The organism is Cryobacterium algoricola, from assembly GCF_004402485.1.
In the GTDB taxonomy this organism is placed as follows: Bacteria; Actinomycetota; Actinomycetes; order Actinomycetales; family Microbacteriaceae; genus Cryobacterium; species Cryobacterium algoricola.
The window spans coordinates 1-17,321 of record NZ_SOFG01000001.1; the positions used below are offsets into that span (position 1 = coordinate 1).

Annotated in this window: 18 protein-coding genes; 6 read left to right on the forward strand and 12 right to left on the reverse strand. The window is 69.9% G+C overall.

Annotated features, from left to right (window positions below):
* Positions 1-183: 183 nt before the first annotated feature.
* On the forward strand, positions 184-921 hold the full coding sequence (locus tag E3O44_RS00005; protein ID WP_134531636.1) for a CPBP family intramembrane glutamic endopeptidase: 738 nt from the start codon (positions 184-186) through the stop codon (positions 919-921).
* Positions 922-973: 52 nt separating this feature from the next.
* On the opposite strand, the gene E3O44_RS00010 is transcribed toward E3O44_RS00005, so the two are convergent.
* From E3O44_RS00010 to E3O44_RS00025, 4 genes are read right to left on the reverse strand one after another with little or no spacing between them, the layout of a single operon-like run.
* Positions 974-2,566: a 2Fe-2S iron-sulfur cluster-binding protein gene (locus tag E3O44_RS00010; RefSeq protein ID WP_134531637.1), complete on the reverse strand. Its 1,593-nt coding sequence runs from the start codon at positions 2,564-2,566 to the stop codon at positions 974-976.
* A complete protein-coding gene (locus tag E3O44_RS00015; protein WP_134531638.1) occupies positions 2,563-3,573 on the reverse strand; it encodes an FAD:protein FMN transferase in 1,011 nt (336 codons plus the stop codon). Before E3O44_RS00015 ends, E3O44_RS00010 begins: the two co-directional genes overlap by 4 nt.
* 3 nt (positions 3,574-3,576) lie before the next feature.
* Entirely contained in the window at positions 3,577-4,074 is a 498-nt protein-coding gene (locus E3O44_RS19085; RefSeq protein WP_166792496.1) for a hypothetical protein, read from the reverse strand.
* Complete coding sequence (locus E3O44_RS00025) at positions 4,058-4,552, reverse strand: superantigen-like protein SSL4 (protein WP_134531639.1); 495 nt, start codon at positions 4,550-4,552, stop codon at positions 4,058-4,060. The genes E3O44_RS19085 and E3O44_RS00025 overlap by 17 nt, the downstream gene beginning before the upstream one ends.
* A gap of 124 nt (positions 4,553-4,676) precedes the next feature.
* On the opposite strand from E3O44_RS00025, the gene E3O44_RS00030 reads away from it, so the two are divergent.
* From E3O44_RS00030 to E3O44_RS00040, 3 genes are all read left to right on the forward strand, one after another.
* Positions 4,677-5,396 (forward strand): response regulator transcription factor, encoded by a 720-nt coding sequence (locus E3O44_RS00030; protein ID WP_134531640.1) that lies wholly within the window; start codon positions 4,677-4,679, stop codon positions 5,394-5,396.
* An 11-nt stretch (positions 5,397-5,407) separates the two neighbouring features.
* Complete coding sequence (locus E3O44_RS00035; RefSeq protein WP_241975925.1) at positions 5,408-6,910, forward strand: sensor histidine kinase; 1,503 nt, start codon at positions 5,408-5,410, stop codon at positions 6,908-6,910.
* A gap of 224 nt (positions 6,911-7,134) precedes the next feature.
* Positions 7,135-8,970 carry a putative bifunctional diguanylate cyclase/phosphodiesterase gene (locus tag E3O44_RS00040; RefSeq protein ID WP_134531642.1) on the forward strand — a complete coding sequence of 612 codons (1,836 nt, stop codon included), beginning with the start codon at positions 7,135-7,137 and terminating at the stop codon, positions 8,968-8,970.
* A 7-nt stretch (positions 8,971-8,977) separates the two neighbouring features.
* Here the strand turns inward: E3O44_RS00040 and E3O44_RS00045 are convergent, their stop codons facing one another.
* The 5 genes from E3O44_RS00045 to E3O44_RS00065 all read right to left on the reverse strand — a co-directional run bounded on the left by E3O44_RS00045 (position 8,978) and on the right by E3O44_RS00065 (position 13,323).
* Positions 8,978-9,643, reverse strand: a complete 666-nt coding sequence (locus E3O44_RS00045; protein ID WP_134531643.1) for a hypothetical protein — start codon at positions 9,641-9,643, stop codon at positions 8,978-8,980.
* Entirely contained in the window at positions 9,633-10,259 is a 627-nt protein-coding gene (locus E3O44_RS00050; RefSeq protein ID WP_134531644.1) for a hypothetical protein, read from the reverse strand. Before E3O44_RS00050 ends, E3O44_RS00045 begins: the two co-directional genes overlap by 11 nt.
* A gap of 51 nt (positions 10,260-10,310) precedes the next feature.
* Entirely contained in the window at positions 10,311-10,826 is a 516-nt protein-coding gene (locus E3O44_RS00055; RefSeq protein ID WP_166792497.1) for a hypothetical protein, read from the reverse strand.
* 348 nt (positions 10,827-11,174) lie between these two features.
* The gene (locus tag E3O44_RS00060; protein ID WP_134531646.1) at positions 11,175-12,401 is read right to left on the reverse strand and encodes a chaplin family protein; all 1,227 of its coding nucleotides are present in this window, start codon (positions 12,399-12,401) and stop codon (positions 11,175-11,177) included.
* Between the two features lie 91 nt (positions 12,402-12,492).
* A complete protein-coding gene (locus E3O44_RS00065; protein WP_134531647.1) occupies positions 12,493-13,323 on the reverse strand; it encodes a hypothetical protein in 831 nt (276 codons plus the stop codon).
* A gap of 422 nt (positions 13,324-13,745) precedes the next feature.
* On the opposite strand from E3O44_RS00065, the gene E3O44_RS00070 reads away from it, so the two are divergent.
* Both E3O44_RS00070 and E3O44_RS00075 read left to right on the forward strand, forming a co-directional pair.
* On the forward strand, positions 13,746-14,321 hold the full coding sequence (locus E3O44_RS00070; RefSeq protein ID WP_134531648.1) for a hypothetical protein: 576 nt from the start codon (positions 13,746-13,748) through the stop codon (positions 14,319-14,321).
* Positions 14,322-14,370: 49 nt separating this feature from the next.
* Positions 14,371-14,949 carry a hypothetical protein gene (locus E3O44_RS00075; protein ID WP_134531649.1) on the forward strand — a complete coding sequence of 193 codons (579 nt, stop codon included), beginning with the start codon at positions 14,371-14,373 and terminating at the stop codon, positions 14,947-14,949.
* 140 nt (positions 14,950-15,089) lie between these two features.
* Here the strand turns inward: E3O44_RS00075 and E3O44_RS00080 are convergent, their stop codons facing one another.
* From E3O44_RS00080 to E3O44_RS00090, 3 genes are all read right to left on the reverse strand, one after another.
* Entirely contained in the window at positions 15,090-15,941 is an 852-nt protein-coding gene (locus E3O44_RS00080) for a hypothetical protein (RefSeq protein WP_134531650.1), read from the reverse strand.
* The gene (locus E3O44_RS00085) at positions 15,938-16,804 is read right to left on the reverse strand and encodes a PP2C family protein-serine/threonine phosphatase (protein ID WP_134531651.1); all 867 of its coding nucleotides are present in this window, start codon (positions 16,802-16,804) and stop codon (positions 15,938-15,940) included. Before E3O44_RS00085 ends, E3O44_RS00080 begins: the two co-directional genes overlap by 4 nt.
* On the reverse strand, positions 16,804-17,321 hold a 518-nt coding region (locus tag E3O44_RS00090), incomplete at its 5' end, for an FHA domain-containing protein (protein WP_134531652.1). The genes E3O44_RS00085 and E3O44_RS00090, both read right to left, overlap by 1 nt.

Genomic DNA, 17,321 nt, shown 5'->3' on the forward strand with positions numbered 1-17,321 from the left:
AACGGATGTCCAGGCCGACTGGCTCGAAGACCACGCCTGCCGCTTTGCGCAAGGCTACTTGTTCTCCCGGCCCGTGGCATCCGCCGACCTTGCCGCGGTATGTGCGGGGTTGCGCGAACGCTCGGAAGTACTGCGGCCGGAATAGGTGGGCGGGGCGCGCGGCCCACACGATAGTTTGAGTGCATGACCCACGCGACACCCGCAGCCCCCGCCACTCCCCCGGCCCGGCGGGTGCGCTGGGGCCTCGACGACGCGGCCGCTGGCGCGGTCGGGGCGATCCTGCTCGTGCTCGCAGCCGATTGGGCGCTCGGCCAGGGCTACCTCACCGACCCGCGGCTCGTCGAGGTGCTCAGCTACCTGGTGGTGTGGATGCCGCTGCTCGGCAGCGTGCTCGTGGCCTGCTACCTGCGCGGCTCCCGCTCGCTCGCCCGCGACGTCGGGCTGCGCTTCCACCCGCTCGACCTGCTTTGGGGGCTCACGATCGGGCTGTTGACCCGAGTGGTGGCGAGCCTGTTCGAGATCGCCGGCTACGGGCAGATGGGCACCTCAGGTGCCACACTCGACGCCCCCGCGCACGACGCCTGGTGGATCGTCATGTCGCTCCTCGCCCCGGTGCTGATCGCTCCGTTCATCGAGGAACTGTTCTTCCGCGGCCTGCTGCTGCGCGCGGTCGCCGCCGCGACGGATGCCCGCCGCCCGGTGGCCCTGAACCTCGCGTGTGTAGTGAGCGCGCTCGTGTTCGCACTGTTGCACGTGGTCGACGCCGGTTCACCGACGGCCCTGTGGGTGATCGGGGCCGGGACGTTCGTGTTCGGGCTTGCGGCGGCATCCGTCACCGCGGTCACCGGGCGGCTCGGCGGGGCGATCATCGCGCACGTGGTGTTCAACGGGCTCGTGGTGGTGCCGGCGCTGCTCGGATAAGCGTGCGGCGGCGCTGCGCACGCACGGGCGTGAGGTGGTGCGGAGGGGGAAACTAGATGTCGAGAACCAGCTCGGCGGAGGTCGCCCGGGAGACGCAGGGGTACATCACCCGCAGGGAGTCCTTTTCGTCGTCGTCCATCACCGAGTCGAGGTGGTCGGGGGTGCCGGTCACGACACGCACCTCGCAGGTGCCGCAGACGCCCGTGCGGCAGGAACCCAGAATCGGCATCCCGTTGTTCTCGAGGGCATCGAGGATGCTTTCGCCGGCTTCCACCTCGAAGGTCACGTCGCTGCGGGCGCAGGTCACGGTCACGGCCTGGGGTCCCTGGGCGGATTCCCGGTCGACGGCGATGAAGCGTTCGAAGTGCATCCGCTCCCGGGGCACGAGCGCCGCGACGGCCTGCATCAGGGATTCCGGGCCGCAACAGTACACGTCGGCGCGGGCTGCGAAGTCGCCCCGGGCAGGGGGCGCGTCGAGGGTGCCGAGGCCCCCGAAGGCATGGATCAGAAGTTCGCTCGCCTCGGGCTGCACGAGCTGCTCGTCGCGGGCGAAGACCTCGACCCGGTCGGGATAGCGCTCGAGCAATTCGTCGAGGAAGGCCATCGTGCTGCGGCTCCGGCCGAGGTAGACGAGCTTCCAGTCGCGGCGAGCGGGCAGGGACTCGATCATCCCCATGATCGGGGTGATGCCGATCCCGCCCGCTATGAAGAGGTACGCCGCGGCGGGTTCGAGGTCGAAGTGGTTGAGCGGCCCGGACACCTCGAGCACGAGACCGGGTGCGACGTTCGCGTGGATCCAGGCGCTGCCGCCCCGCGAGGTTTCGGTCTGCAGCACGGCGATGTCGAGGTGCGACCGCTCGGCGGGATCGCCGCAGAGCGAGTACTGCCGCTCGAGGCCGTTCGGCAGGTGCAGGGTGATGTGCGCGCCCGGGTGCCAGGCCGGCAGCAGCTCGGGTTGGGATCCGGCACGCGGCACGGGGACCAGGCGGATGCCGAGGACTCCGTCGGCGACGCGGGTCACTGCCGCGACCCGCATGGTGCGCGTCTCGGGCAGGGCGGGCGCGGGGCGGATGCCGCGCGCGGCATCCGCTGCACGGCCGGCGACCGCACCCGACCCGCGTTTCGTCGCGACGAGGCGCAGCACGACGGCGAGCATCGCGAGCAGGATCAGCGCGATCGAGACGACGCGATACCAACTCGTGCCGACGTCGGTTCCGGAGAATGCGGCGTGGAAGGAGACGAGGATGAGGGTCGCGTAGCTCGAGTAGTGCACGACCTTCCAGAACCGGCGCGGCAGGAAGCGCATCAGCAGCGAGGTGCCCTGCACGGCGATGAGCAGGTAGAACGCGGTGACGCCGAGGGCCACCGGGAGCGCCTTGAAGTGGCTCGTGAACGGCACCAGCACCTCGGCGATGTTGAGGTGCAGCCACCCGTCGAGCATCAGGGTGACCATGTGCACGGCCACCATCACGATCGCCGCGCCACCGAAGTAGCGGTGCAGGTCCTGGAGCCAGGCGGGGTTGTCGATCTGGCGCATCACCCGGGTGGAGAGCAGGATGCCCCAGACCACGGAGAGCGTCATGAGCGCCCAGCCGATCACGGCGCTCGCCCGGGAGATGTACCACCAGATATGCGGATCGTTCATGCGTACTGCTCCCAGTTCGTGGAGGTCGAGACGAGTCCGGCGTCGTCGATGATGAGACCTGCGGCGCCGACGGTGGGCAGCCAGGCGAGGAATTCTGCGGGCGGGCGGAGGAATCCCGGCTTGGTGAGTACCTCGGCGCGGGCACCGGTGGCGGCGATGACGGAGACGGTCTGCACCCGGGTGGCCGCACTGGCATGGGTGCGGGGGTCGACGAGGTGGTGGCGGGTGGGCGGGGCCGCCGAGTCGGTCGGCCTGGGCACGGCGACCAGGAAGCGCCGCTTGCGCTGGCTCGAGGTGACGAGCGCACCTGACGCGAGCCGCACGACGGCGGAGTGCTCGGCAGGGGCGAAGGGGTTCTCGACGCCGAGTCGCCAGGCGACCGAGTCGGGGGCATGGCCGGCGACGACGATGTCCCCGCCGATTTCCGCGAGGGCGCCCCAGGCGCCGGCTTCGAGTGCGAAGGCGCAGAGGAGGTCGGCGGCGAGGCCCTTGCCGACACCGCCGGGGTCGATCGTGGTGCCGAGGGGCAGCGTCACGGTTCGTTCGAGGTGCGGGTCCCCGTGCTCGATCGTGAGGCCGGAGAGGTTGCCGGGCGAGACCGCGGACGCCGGGAGCACGGTGACCCGGCCGGCGTCGAGGGCGGATGCCCGGTACCCGGCCGCGAGCACGTCCGGCAACAGGGTCGCGTCGTAGTCGCCCCTGGTCAGCCGAGCGCCGTCGAGCATGGCGGCGATCAGCCGGACCGTGAGCGGGTCGACCGCGACGGGTGCGCCTTCTGCGACATTCAGGCGGGAGACGTCACTTTCCGGCAGGAACCTGCTCCAGAGCCGTTCGAGCCGGTTCGCGAGATCGACGACGTCGTCCATCAGGCCAGCGGATGCGCCGACGAGCGCGAACGAGGCCCGCCCGCCCATGAGCGTCACGGCCCGGGTGACGACCTCGGGCCGCGTTCGGGTCCCGGTGAACACGGCCCGGATGGCGGTGCGGGCGATGGGGTCGACCGCCAACGCTTAGCCTCCGGATCCGGCGGAGGTCGCGGCGACCGGGGCGGGGGCTGGAGCGGGAGCTGGTGCAGGAGCAGGAGCTGGCGCGGGTGCGGGGGCAGGTGCCGGTGCTGCGGCAGGTGCCGGAGCCGGAGCGGCCGCCGGTGCGGGGGCCGGAGCAGCCGCCGGGGCCGGAGCGGCCTTCGCAGCCGGGGCCGGTGCCGCGGCTCCGGCGGGCGGGGCCGGGGCAGGAACGGTTCCGGCGGCGTCCGCTGTGCCCGGGGCGATCGGCGCGGGCGTTGCGGTCGGCGGGGTCGCCGACGGGCCGGGAGCCGCCGAGGGGTCGACCGCGCCGGCAGTGCTCGTGGGGTCCGGCGCAGGGGCCGCCTTGCGTGCGGCGGCCTCCTCGGCGTGCGCGGAGAGCTGGAAGCCGGTCACCATGCCGACGAGGGCGAGGGCGGAGACGGCACCCGTGACGGCCTTCGCGCCACGGGCCGGGTGGCGGCGCTTAGTCGTCCTTTTCATGCTGCTCTCCGGTGCTGGGGGCCTTCGAGTCATCGTCCTCGAGGTGCGGGGCCTTCGTCTGCGCGGGCGTGGGCGCCGGGGCAGGTGCGGGGGCGACCGTGACGGGCACCGGGCGCGGTGCGTCGTCGCTCCCGAACGACTTCTCCGTGCCGGATTCGGCGCCGGGCTCGGACCGGGTTCCGGAACCGGTCGAACCGGTCGAAGCGGGAGGCGGCTGGATGCTGCCCGGCCCGACCGCACCGTCGTCGGAGCCGTCGGCGTCAGGAACGTCGGTCGGGACGGCGACCCCGGTCGCGGACGGGTCGGGCAGTGCGGTCGCGGACGGGGCGGCCGACGGCGTCACGAGCAACGCCTCGGAGGACTGCCCGATCGGCGCCTGGACGGACGAGGACAGCACATCGGCGTTGACGGCCATGGCAGCGACGCCCGTTCCGAGCACTCCGACGATGGACAGGATCGTGATTGCCTGCGATTTCATGTCTCCCACGCTAGGGACGCGCGAGAAAAGATGGGGCTCCCGAACATCCAAGACTTGTCAAAGATTCTGCGGCCGCTCCCGGGATAAGGGGACGGGCGCGCACCGGCGACGGCACAATGGTGTCATGCGAGTTCTGGTGGTCGAAGACGACGGTCCCGTGGCGTCCGGGATCATTGACGGCCTCACCATGGCGGCGTTCGAGTCCCTCCACGTCGAGACCGGCCGGGCGGCGCTCGCTGCGATGACCAGCTTCGCGCCCGACCTCGTGCTCCTCGACCTCGGATTGCCCGACATGGACGGCAGCGAGGTATGCCGCAGCATCCGTTCGTCGTCGCAGACGCCGATCATCGTGGTGAGCGCGCGCGACGAGGAGATCGACCGGGTGGTCGCGCTCGAGATGGGTGCGGACGACTACGTGGTGAAGCCGTTCGGGATGCGCGAGCTGATCGCGCGCATCCGTGCGGTGTCGCGGCGTACGTCCGCGGGCGCTGCCGCGGGTTCGGGCGCAGGCGATGCCGCTGTCGGTGGAGCGGACGGGTCCGGGGCCCGGACCGATCGGGTGCTCGGGTCCCTGGTCATCGACACGCGCACCCAGCGGGTGTCGCTCGCCGGCACCGAGGTCTATTTCACCCCGACCGAATTCGACCTGCTCGTCTACCTGTCGCGCGACGCGGGCGCGGTGCACCGGCGCGCGGATATTCTGCACGACGTCTGGGAGACGACCTGGCACGGCACCACGAAGACCCTCGACGCTCACGTCGCCGCCATCCGCAAGAAACTCGGCAATCCCGGTTGGATCGAATCGGTGCGGGGGGTGGGCTTCCGGTTCGGCGTGCCGGAATGAGGTGGCAGTTCATGGCCGCGCTGATGGGGATCGCGCTGCTCGTGCTGCTCGTGCAGGACATTCCGCTCAGCAACTACCTGCGCCAGGTCGAGACGGACCGGCTCGTGACCTCGCTCGAGCGGGATGCCTTCGTACTCGCCGGACGCAGCGAGGAGACCCTGGAGACGCCCGCGTCGAGCGCAACCGCGCCGACAGAGGCCGCGGCCCTCACCGCGGCGGCGCGCGGCTACCGGGATTCCGGCGGGGCGCGCGTCGTGATCGTGAACGCGGACGGCGTCGCCGTGGTCACGAGCGACGATGACCAGTCGATCGTCGGCGACTCGTACGCCTCCCGGCCCGAGATCATGGGCGCCCTCGGCGGACAGATCACGTCGGGGCATCGGTACTCGGACACCCTGCAGATCGACCTGCTCTACGTGACGGTGCCGATCGTCAACGGGCAGGACATCGTCGGCGCCGTGCGCCTGACCTTTCCCGAACAGGTCGTGACGGATGCCGTCACCCGGCAGATCAGCGTGCTCGGCCTCGTCGCGCTCACCACGGTGGTGCTGGCCGGCATCGTCGGCTTCATCTTCTCGGCGACGGTCACCCGCCGGCTGAAAGTCCTGCAGCACACGACCGAACGCCTCGCCGACGGCGACCTCGACGCCCGGGCCGACGAGCGGGCCGGGGCGCCGGAGATCCGGTCGCTGTCGGTGTCGTTCAACCGGATGGCGACGCGCCTGGAGACCCTGATCGAGCAGCAGCGCACCTTCGCAGCGGATGCCTCGCACCAGCTGCGCACGCCCCTCACGGCACTGCGGCTGCGGCTCGAGCGCGCCAGGGAGCTGCTCGAGAACGACGCGGGAACGGGGATCGCGGGGTCTGCGCCCGACACGGGACCGGGGCCCGGATCCGCTGGGGCTGCCGAGGCTGCTGCCATCGAACGCCTCGCGGCCGCCGAAGCGGAAGCGGACCGGCTCGGCTCCATCATCGAGGGGCTGCTCGTGCTGAGCCGCACGGAGTCCTCCACCGCACCCGTGGTCGAGTGCGATGTCGCTCGCGTGGCACGGGAACGCGTGGAGCACTGGCAGCCGCTCGCCCAGGAGCTCGGTCTCGGCATCCGCTACGAGGGACCCGATCACGCCACCGTGTGCGCAATCGCGACCGCCCCGGAGCAGATCATCGACAACTATGTGGACAATGCGCTCTCGGCAAGTACGAGTAGGAGCATCGACGCGGGCCCGGAGCGGGAGATCGTCGTGCGGGTCGCTTCGCTGTCCCCGGGCTGGCGAGTCTCGGTGCTCGACGACGGGCCGGGGCTTTCGGACGAAGACTGTGCGCGGGCGTTCGACCGGTTCTGGCGGGCGGACTCCGACGCTCCCGGCGCCGCTTCCGGCAACGGGCTCGGCCTCGCCATCGTCGCCCAGCTGGCGCGGGCGAGCCGGGCTGCCGTGCGGCTCGAGCGGCGTCGGGAGGGCGGGCTCGAGGCATCCGTCACGTTTGATGCCGGAGTGCACAGTGCGGGGCCGTGAGGTGTCGCATATCGACGTTCCTTCGACCAACGAAGGTCGATGTGCGACACCTCACAGAAGCCCCACGCATGTGGTGGGTGGCGTAGCCCGCGCTTGGTAGGCTCACAGAATGGGCGCCCGTTCGACCGGGCGGCGCGAAATGCTGCCGCACGGCCTTCACAGCAGGACAGCACCACGGCGGCGCCCGAACCGCTCCGCGAGGCAGCGCCCGGGGCGGTCCTCTCATGCCGATCGGTAGCGACACCGGCCACGGCAACCGCGGACGCGCGCGCTCGGGCACGCTGCGGCGTTTCCTCCGGGCCGAGCTGACCGCTGCCTTCTACCCGGGGATGTTCGAGAGCCCCCGGCCCGCCGGGGCCGCGTTCGGTGCCCTGATCTTCTTCGCCGGGCTCATCGTCGGGCTCTACGCCATCCAGCCGGACCAGCTGGCGGCGCCGCACGGGCCCTTCTTCCAGGCCGTGGCCATGGGCGCACTCGTGTTCGGTGCCGCCTGTCTGCTGCTCCGCCGGTACTTCACCCTGCTGGTGCGCAGTATCGCGCTCTGCGTCGCGGCGGGCACCATCACCTTCTGCGTCGCATTCGCGGACACCCCGGCCGCCGCCCTCTCGTTCAGCACGTCGATCATCTTCGCGCTCATCGTCACGTACGTTCTCCTGCCTGTGACGCACTCCGTGTACTACTCCCTCGGTTTCGCGGTGTCGATCAGCGTCGCGCTCTCCCGGCACGATGGCATGCTCACGAGCGACTCGATCGTCGTGCTGGCGTCGGCGGTCGCCGCGATGCTCGGGCTGCACTGGCTCGTGATGAGCGCGCTCCGCTCCGAAACGGATGACCTCACCCGGCTCGGCAACCGGCTCTCGTTCGACCGCCTGCTCGCGATACACCTGCGCGAACAGACGCCCTCCACCGGGACGACGGTCGTGCTGATCGACCTCGACCACTTCTCGCTCACCAACGAGACACGGCAGCGGTCCTACGGCGACCAGATTCTGGTGAACTTCGCCGACCGGGTCGCCCAGGCGTTCCCGGCCTGCGTAGGCCTGTCCCGCATCGGCGGCGACGAATTCGCCTTCCTCGTGCCCGACCGCGATGCGACGGCCGTGCAGCTCTCGCTCGAAGCGCTGCGGGCGGATGTCCACAGGTTCTCCGCCGGGATCGCCGTACGCGACGTGGGCGAGACGCAGTCGCAGCTGACCACCCGCGCGAGTGAGGCGCTCTCGACCGCGAAGCGCTCCGGCCGGGGAACCACCCGGGTGCACGGCGGGCAGTACGCCTCCCCCGCCGCCGTGGGACTGGCGATCGCGAACGGCGAGTTCACCGTCGTGTACCAGCCGATCATCGACCTCGACACGATGCGCGCGGCGGGCGTCGAGGCGCTGCTGCGCTGGACGCACCCGACGCGGGGCGCAATCTCCCCCGAGGAATTCATTCCGCTCTGCGAGACGAGCGGCGCGATGCCCCGCCTCGGGGACTGGGTACTCGAAACCGCCATGACGACGGCCGCCGGCTGGACGATCCAGGCCCCGCCGGGGCATCCGCCCTTCTTCGTCAGCATCAACGCCTCGGGCATCGAGCTCGGCGACCCCCAGTACGCCGCCCGGGTGCTTGCGATCCAGTCCAGCTCGGGGCTCGCGCGCGGTGCGCTCAAGATCGAGCTGACCGAGAGCGACTACGTCGCCGAGTTCGCGGCGGTGAACGACAACATGGCCGAGCTGCAGGCGGCCGGGGTGCCGATCGCCATCGACGACTTCGGCACCGGATTCTCGAACCTGGCCCGGCTCAGCGAGGTGCGCGCGAACGTGCTCAAGATCGACCGCCGGTTCATCTCGGCGATCGGGTTGCGCGAAGCGGATGCGCCGCTCGTGCAGTCGATCCTCGGGCTCGCGCGGGGCCTCGGCAGCAGCGTCATCGCCGAGGGCATCGAGACCGAGGTGCAGGCGGAGTGGCTGCGGGCGCACGGCTGCGAATATGGGCAGGGATTCCTGTTCTCGCGACCGGTCGCATCCGCCGACGTCGCCGCGGCCTGCTCGCGCATCGCCGCCGGCCAGCTCGCCGGCTGACACCGGGTCAGACGAGTCCGCACATCCGGAGGGCCAGCGCGAAACCCACAACGATGGCCAACCCCTCCCAGAGGGCCACTGCGAGAAACACGATTTCGAAACGCACGGGAGAGAGCTCGAACCACGTGTAGTAGGTGGGGTGCCGACGGGCCAGGGCGCGGGGCGACACGTGCTCGGCGTGGATCTTCAGCTTGGCGGGCATCAACTGGGCGATCGCCAGCAGGTCCTCCATCGTCCAGAGCCACATGCTCAGGCGGAGCACCGTCTTCCTGTCATTCCGAAGCACGGCCCAACGCTCGTCGATGACTCCGATCGGCGTGCGCAGCGGGCGAATCGGAATCGGACCCGACCCCGCAACATCCGAAAAATACAGGATCTCCGTCGTGCTGCCGCACTCGATCCGTCGGCGGCGAAAGAGCAAGTCACGATACTCGAGGTGGCTCCCGGGCACGATGCGCACGGACCGCGACAGGACGCCGGTCGCCCGGACCGTGATCGCCCCCGGGATGAGCAGCGCGACCACCCACGCTACTTTCGGCCCGTCGGGATTGGTGAATACGAACATGAGGATCGACAGCGATGTCAGCACGACGAGCACGACAGACGCCCAGAAACGCCAGCGCCGGGGCCGCAGGACCACGGTCGCCGGGGCAGCGGATGTCTCAATCGCCACGGGTGATCCCCTTGGCGAATTCCTCGGTCAGGGTGCGGAGCGTCGGCGTGAGCGTGAGATCCTCCGTGACGGTGGTCACCGTGAGCAGCATGTCGGGGCCGGCGTGGTCTTCGAGCAACCAGTACCAGCAGATGTGCTCAGTGACGCGCGCGGCACCCTTGCGGGCACGGCCCCAACGCCTGGCGCTCCCGATGGCCACGGCTTCGCGCGCGTAGCGGTGGATGCACACCGTCGCCTGGCCGAGCGGAGTCTCCCGAGTCGAGATCTCCGGGTCGTCGACCAAAAACTGGCCGTCGGCGACCGTGGTGGACTCGGCGATCGCATCGACGACGGCGTTGTCGCCGGCGGCGGGTCGCCAGCGCACGATCAGCGCCCCGAGCAGGCCCACGTTCGGCGGGTCGGGCACGAGGGCGAAGCCCGCGTCGGCGTCCGCGGAGATCAAGAGCCGCGCCGTGGCCTCGAGCCGCGCCTCCAGGTCTGCGGCCAGCTCGCGCTCAACCGGGGCGTCGAAGCGGCTCAGCACCAGCTGGGCCGCCATCACCGCCCCGGCGTGCACGTCGTCGAACGCGAGCTCGACCCAGGCGTCGGGGAATCGGAAATTCAGGGGAACGGTCACGGGGACACCCACCTTTTGCAGCGGCCCCGTGACCTATCGGAACTCGCCGCCTCAGACATTCCGAGCCTTCCGGGGGTACCGGCGCCGCGTGGGTCGCTGCTGTTTGTCGACGAAGCGTGCCACGAGGAGGCTTCCCGCACACGCGAACACAACCAGGGCGGCAGAGGTGATGTCATGCGGCCATCTCGGTGCAGTCGGGAACGCCGTGCCCACGACGAGTGTCACCATGCCGACCCCCGCGAAAGCAGCGGCCGCGTAGACGGGCGTGACCAGAGCCACCCTGGGGGCGTTCCGGATGATGGTCACCGTCGAGGCCACAACCGCCACAGCCCCGATCCAGAAGAGGATCGACGACGGGACGAAGACCGGATGAGCACCGTAGGCGACGAAGAGGCCGCCGCGGGCCACCTGACCGGGGGGAAGCGTTCCAGTCAGCGCGGCCACAACGAACAGCAGGATCACGACCACCATGTCGAGGGCGAGCAGATAGAGCCCCGCGATTCGGAAGAGTCGCAGGATCAACTGATCACGGCGCGTCTCGACGCCCAGGAACTCGTCGCCCTTCACCAGCGCGCAGTCGCGATGCCCATTGTGTGTTCCCCCACGAATCAACACTGTCGTTGCCCGCCAACGAGCGATGTCCACCCCACTATGTGAATCCAAAGCTAGTGGAATAGTTATTCCGACGCAATAAACTTTATCTGGTCAGGGAATTAATCAGGGGGACGCTGCGTCAGCCGCAGTACAACAACAACAACAACCGGCGAGGGCCCCCAGGGCGCATCGGGTTCGCCCTCGCTACCGTTTCGGCTGGCCGCGCCCGAAACGGCGGGCGCGGCCTGCCGAAACCGGCGCGGGCGCGACGGATGCCGCCGGCCAGGTCGGCCGACGGCATCCGCTCCTGAGGCGCGTGCCTCAGACGTCCGTTCGACGGGGGCTCATCCGACGGGTGAACATCAGAGCCGCTCCGGTCAGGAGCAGGAGCAGCCCGGCGACGCCGCCGAACTCGATGCCGGCTGTTCCGGTCGTGGCGAGGGCCGTGACGGACAGGGCGGCCGGGCTCGAGAGGTGACCGGACTGCACCGCCGCCGCGGCCGTTCCTGAGGCTCCGAATGCCACCGTCGTGTCCGTCGGCACGTTCGAGTCGGGCGGGTCAACCACAGTGACCGGGGTAGCCAGGATCCGGATGGCCCGGGTATTGGGGAGCGTCGGAACGTCCGAGGCAGTCGGAGTGGCCGTGGGATCGCCGATGACGGACAGGGAGTTTCCGGTGACCGTTACCGGAACGGCAACAACCGGAGCAACCTGCGTGCCCGAGCCGGTGCCGTCAGAACCCGACGTCACCGGACCCGAAGCCGGGTTCGCACCCGAACCAGAACCAGAACCAGAACCAGAACCAACCGGACCACTCGAACCGTTTGCAGAGCCACTGTCACCAACGACCGAGATCGCATTTCCGGTGACCGTCACCGGAACGGCAACAACCGGGACAACCTGCGTGCCCGAGCCGGTGCCGTCAGCACCCGACGTCACCGGACCCGAAGCGGAAGCCGGAGCGGCAGCATCCGTTGTGGTGCCGGCGGTGGTGGCCGTCGACGAGGAATCGCCTGCCGCGCTCACGGCATCGCCGGTGAGGGCGATGGGCACGTCAACACTGATGAGGCCCTGCGTGCCGCCGAGCAGTGAATTGTTTCCCGTTGTCGTTGCCGGAGCCAGGGTGGCTGCCGGGGCCGAGGCCGATGCCGGTGCGGTCGACCCGGTGGAACTCGAGTCACCGAGCACCGAGATGGCATTGCCGGAGACGCTCACGGGTGCCGCCACCGGGGCGACGACCTGAGTGCCGGAGGCGGTCCCGTCGGAGCCCGAGGTGGTGGCCGGGGCAGGAGCGGGTGCGGAGGCGGGGGCCGCGGCAGCAACTGCCGAGGCCGAGGCCGGTGAAGGCGCCGTGCTGGAGTCGCCGACCGCGCTGATCGCGTTGCCGGTGGCCTGCACGGGAGTGGAGACATCCGCGACGACCTGGGAACCGGACAGGGTCCCGTTGTCGCCGCTGGTGTCTGCGGCGTGCGCCGCGGTCGTGCCGAGGAGCGAAAGCGCCCCGACGAACAGGGTGCCGTAGAGCGCCCGGGACAGGGTGATGTTCATGATGGTTCTCCTTGAAAGTGTGAGTGAGGGCCGCGCGAGGGACGCGTGGCCAGGGTCCGCATGCCGTCGGGAAAGCACGGCCGGGACCTACTCAGGCAGGAGAAGAACCGGGGCTTGTTGCGAGGGAGGACGGCAGTGCGTCGTCCTCGGGGGTGAGGCGGGCGGCCTCAGCGGAGACGCCGCCCGCCGCCGCGTTGTTCGCGACGACGGACATCAGGCCGGCACCGCCGGCCGCTGCGGTCGCGGGCGCCGGCTGCGGCAGGTCGACGGGGTGCCCCGGCGCACCGAGCGGGGTCGCGGCAGCGGATGCCGCGGCGCCAGGGGGCGTGAGGCTTTCGAACGCGGCAGTCGCGGACGGGTCGGCCGGGGCCGAGTCGGCCTGGGCCGCATCCGCGCTCGGCCCCACAGCCGAGGTGGGCGGGGCCACGGCGGTCGACGCAGTCGGGGCAGTGGCGGCAGGAATGCTCACCGTAGGAAGGGTGACGGCCGGGATCGTGACCGGCGGAGTCAGCGCGACCAAGGCCGCAACGATCGGCGCTCCGGCCGTTTCACTGACGGAGACGAGACGGTCGATGTCCGATGCGACGGCCTCTGTCACGGCGGAGGCGGCATCCCCGACGACTGTTTCAACCGAAAGAGACGGCGCGCGGGAGTCGGGAGCGGCCGAGATTGCGGGAGGGACTGCGGCGGCGGGAACGGCCGGGAGTACGGGTTCGGCAGCGGCGAGTGCGGGCGCAACCGGAACGGAAGCCGTCGGGGGCGCGGGTGCGGAGGCATCCGCTACCGGAGGAGTGTCGGGAAGAAGATTCGTGGCCGACGCTGAACTCGCGCCACCGCAAAGGAACCAGGCGATGCCGAGGGCGATCGCGACAAGGGCGAGCCACAGGGCGCGGGGAGTGCGAACTGCCTGGGCTTCGTCCATCTCGTTCACCTCCGCTGGTGGTTGTGTGCAATCCCGACCGTAGGTGAACAGGAAGCCGGAGTCTAGGAAACTGGTCCACATTGCCAGCTTCGCGCCCCGGTCGGGCGCGCACCGTGCACGCTGACCCGGGGATTGTTGTCGCACACTGCATTCTGGATACGCAGGCGAACGGGCATATTCGCCGGAACCGGCCGGGATGGTCCGGCGAAACGGGCGCAGGTGACCGGATCCTGCGGCACTCAGGTTGGGTCGGGTCATTGGCCGAGGAGGCGGATCCAGACTCGCGAGACGTCGGGCGGCGGCACTCATGGACGCAGCAACGTCGAGATTCCACGCCAGCATCTCGTCTCTCAGGCTAGTGAACGAATCTATCCAGTGCAATAAACTGCATCTGGTCTGGATAATTGCTTGAGGGGGCGCTCGTGGTAACCACGGCAAAGAAACAAAGGAAGGCATCCGTCTGGGTGCGTCTTGGCGACGTCATCATCATCGGAGGTCTTCTCTACGGTTCGGGTCACTACATCTACGCAGGGGCGTCGGGGTTCGCGTTCGACCTGAGCCGCATCGACTCCGGCACGTCGGCGGCCCACGACGCGGCTGTGATCGGGGGCAGGGTGCCCTTTGTCGCGGACCAGCTGTTGTACTTCCCCCTCGCGGTCACGTTCCTGTCGCTGCTTGCGCTGATCTATCTCCACAGGTCAAGCCGGCAGACCGCTATCGTCGTCCTATCCGGTGCCGCAGCCATCGCCCTGACCTGCCTCGTCACACTGACTGTGGAAATCGTCTGGGTGGCCAGCGGCGTGCCGTACACCAACTATTCCGGCGCCTTTTCGGCCTGGGCGGACCCCACTCGTTACGTCTGGCCCATCCTCGCTCTCGGCCTGTGGCTGTTGGCCGCCCTTGCGGCCGGAGCATTCGGCGGCTGGGGCATGCGGGCGCTGTTCCGCTCGCCGCGCGACGCGCGCAGCGTCAGGAGCCGGTCGAGCCGGATCTCCTAGCCACTGCGGCGCAATAAACTCAGCCTGGTCAGCAAAAAAAGGGGGCGAAATGACAGCATCAGCAAAAGAACTCGAGGACAAGAAGTCACCCGGGGCGCGCCTTCTCGCGGTCGCCATCGTCGCCGGCTTGTCGGCCTGCGCTGCCTTCTTCGTCTACCGGGGGGCATCGGGGTTCGCCTTCGACTTGAGCCGCACGGAAAACAGAACGACGTCCGCGCACGATTCGGCCGTTTTCGCCGGAAAGGTGCCGTTCGTCGCTGACCAACTGCTCTATTTTCCGCTCGCGGTCGCCCTCCTGGGCATGGTCGCGATCTACTTGCTGAATTATGTGAACTGCACGGGTCGACAGGCCTGGATCATCCTCACGTCTGGCTCCGCGACGATGTTCACTGTGTGCCTCGTCTCCTTGGCGTTCGAAATCACGTGGGTCGCTACCTCATTTCCGTACACCAACTACTCCGGCTTGTACTCGGCATGGACCCAACCGAGCCGCTACTTCTGGCCGATCCTCGCGCTGAGCCTGTGCCTTCTCGCCGCGCTCATCGCCGGCGCGGTCGGCGTCTGGGCGCTGCGCTCGACCCGCACAGTCCGCAGCGTCAGCAAGGCCCGCAAGGTCCGTCGCGCATAGCCGAAGAGTCACGCGCATTGTGGATTCCCCCGCAGATCGTCTTCACACGGCGGCGCTACCGTTTCGGCAGGCCGCTACCGAAACGGCAGGCGCGGCCTGCCGAAACCGGCGCGGGCGTGACGGAAGCGGGCGCCGACGGGTCAGAGGGCGAGGAGAGCCAGGGCGACGACGATCGCGGCAGCGACCACGACCGTAGTCCCGACGGCCATCACGAGAAGGAGCGTGCGGCGACGGGTGCGGAGGCGGGCGGCGGCCGCCGAGCGGATCTCGCCCGCGGTTCCGGGCAGCGCGGCCGGCGCGGGCGCAGGGTCCGGGGAGAACGACGCCGTGAGACGCACGGGTTCGACGTCGCGAACACCGTAGGCAGCGGTGTGCCCGCTCTCGACTTCGGGTGGTCTGTATGCGCTCCCGCTCGAAACGGATGCCGGGTTCCCGGCCTCCTGGGCTCGGGCAGGCCGGGCTCCGCGGCCGACGATGACCGTGTGGTCGTCGTCCGGACCGGCGCGGCGGGCGGAGATGCGCGTGTGGTCGTCATCGTCACCGGGACCGCCTCCCGTGTTCTCGACGGCAGGGACCGCAGAGGGGACGGCGGTCCGACGCACGATCCGGGTGTCATCCGCCGCATCGGGATCGATATCGGCAGGCCGGCGCACGATGCGGGTGTCATCCTCCGCATCGGGATCCTCCGCGGCGATGTTGCGACGGGCGACGTGCGTGTCATCCTCCGCATCAGGCTCCACGTCGGTGTGCCGACGCACGATCCGCGTATCATCCGCCCCATCCGGGTCGACGTCGGTGTGCCGACGCACGATCCGCGTATCATCCGCCCCATCCGGGTCCACGTCGGTGTGCCGACGCACGATCCGGGTGTCATCATCCTCCACGTCCACGTCCACGTCCACGTCCACGTCCACGTCCGGCTTCGGTTCCGGGTCGACATCGGCGTGCCGGCGCACAATCCGGGTATCGTCGGCGTCCTCGGGAACGGTCATCGTCCACCCCGCCCAGGGACCTCGGCCGTGTCGTCGCTTGCGTGGTCGCTCGTGAAGTCGGCTCCGGTCCCCGTCGCGGCGAAGCCGGTCGTGGTCGAGTTCTCCCGCGGATCCTCTCCGCCGGACACGACGTCGACGATGACGACCGAAATGTTGTCGCGACCACCGGACCCGAGCGCATGGCCGAGCAGGACATCCGCTGTCTGCTGGGTATCGCCGTTGAGCGTCATCGCCGCGCGCAGGGCCTCAGGCGAGAGCTCGCCGGTGAGCCCGTCCGAGCAGATGAGCAACCGCTCGCCCGTGACGACGGGGCGCAGCCAGAAGTCGGCGGGGCTGTCGTCTGCGCCCATCGCGCGCGTGATCACGTTGCGTTTGGCGAAGGTGGCTGCGCCGGCCCGGTCGAGTGTGCCGTTGTCGAGGAGTTCCTGAACGAGCGAGTGGTCGACCGTGAGCTGGGCGAGGTCGGCGCCGAGCAACCGGTAGACGCGGGAATCACCGACGTTGACCAGGAGCCAGTGCGGGCGGCCTTCATGGGTGACCAGGACGACGCCGGTGAGGGTACTTCCGGCGCCGCGCGTGGTGCCTTCTGCGACCGCGCGCACGGCACGGTGGGCACGGTCGACCGCCTGCACGACGTCGTCGGGGCCGGGATTCGTGCCGAGCAGCGCCCGGAACTCGGCGATCACGGCCGCACTCGCCCGGTCGCCGGCCTCGTGGCCGCCCATGCCGTCGGCGACGAGGAAGACGGGCGACCCGACGAGGACCGAGTCCTCGTTGATGCGCCGCTTCAGCCCGACATCGGTGCGGAAACCGAACCGCACCCGCACCGCGCCGTCGGTGACGGCCTCCACTGCAGTCGTCATCAGGTCTCCAGGAAGATCCGGGCGGGAAGCTCACCCAACAGGAAGCGCTCGGTCAGCAGGGCGGATGCCCCGGCGACGAGTTCGCGCTCGTCGCCTCCGTCGTCGATCAGCACGATCCCGTTCGTCGAGTGCAGGTCGGTGATGCTCCAGACCCCGTTGGACAGTTCGATCCGGGCGTGTGACTTCGACACGGTCTTGCCGGTGTCGATGACAGCGACCAGCTGGGCGTCGGGGTATTCGCCCGAGCCGGACGGGTTGCGACCGAGGTACACGACCGGGCCCGTGAGCGAGACCTGCGCACCGGTCTCCGTCTCGAAGGTCCACGGCTTGGCGCGACGCGCGGAGATCCGGGTCGCCTCCATGTCGTCGACATCGGCGGCGGCGCCCTCCTCAGCGGTGACGACGCCATCGTGCCCCGTGTCGTCGCTGACACCGACAAGGTCGGCCCGGGACAGCGGCGCCGCGACAGCCGGGGCGGGCGAGAGCGGCGCGGCCGGCGCGGCCGGCGCGGCCGGCG

What these genes read in the sequence shown, in the direction of transcription:
- E3O44_RS00060 (WP_134531646.1), bottom strand. Translation starts at nt 12,401, where the DNA reads ATGAACATCACCCTGTCCCGGGCGCTCTACGGCACCCTGTTCGTCGGG.
- E3O44_RS00080 (WP_134531650.1), bottom strand. Translation starts at nt 15,941, where the DNA reads ATGACCGTTCCCGAGGACGCCGACGATACCCGGATTGTGCGCCGGCAC.
- E3O44_RS00035 (WP_241975925.1), top strand. Translation starts at nt 5,408, where the DNA reads ATGGCCGCGCTGATGGGGATCGCGCTGCTCGTGCTGCTCGTGCAGGAC.
- E3O44_RS00075 (WP_134531649.1), top strand. Translation starts at nt 14,371, where the DNA reads ATGACAGCATCAGCAAAAGAACTCGAGGACAAGAAGTCACCCGGGGCG.
- E3O44_RS19085 (WP_166792496.1), bottom strand. Translation starts at nt 4,074, where the DNA reads ATGAAAAGGACGACTAAGCGCCGCCACCCGGCCCGTGGCGCGAAGGCC.
- E3O44_RS00025 (WP_134531639.1), bottom strand. Translation starts at nt 4,552, where the DNA reads ATGAAATCGCAGGCAATCACGATCCTGTCCATCGTCGGAGTGCTCGGA.
- E3O44_RS00030 (WP_134531640.1), top strand. Translation starts at nt 4,677, where the DNA reads ATGCGAGTTCTGGTGGTCGAAGACGACGGTCCCGTGGCGTCCGGGATC.
- E3O44_RS00040 (WP_134531642.1), top strand. Translation starts at nt 7,135, where the DNA reads ATGCCGATCGGTAGCGACACCGGCCACGGCAACCGCGGACGCGCGCGC.
- E3O44_RS00085 (WP_134531651.1), bottom strand. Translation starts at nt 16,804, where the DNA reads ATGACGACTGCAGTGGAGGCCGTCACCGACGGCGCGGTGCGGGTGCGG.
- E3O44_RS00005 (WP_134531636.1), top strand. Translation starts at nt 184, where the DNA reads ATGACCCACGCGACACCCGCAGCCCCCGCCACTCCCCCGGCCCGGCGG.
- E3O44_RS00065 (WP_134531647.1), bottom strand. Translation starts at nt 13,323, where the DNA reads ATGGACGAAGCCCAGGCAGTTCGCACTCCCCGCGCCCTGTGGCTCGCC.
- E3O44_RS00010 (WP_134531637.1), bottom strand. Translation starts at nt 2,566, where the DNA reads ATGAACGATCCGCATATCTGGTGGTACATCTCCCGGGCGAGCGCCGTG.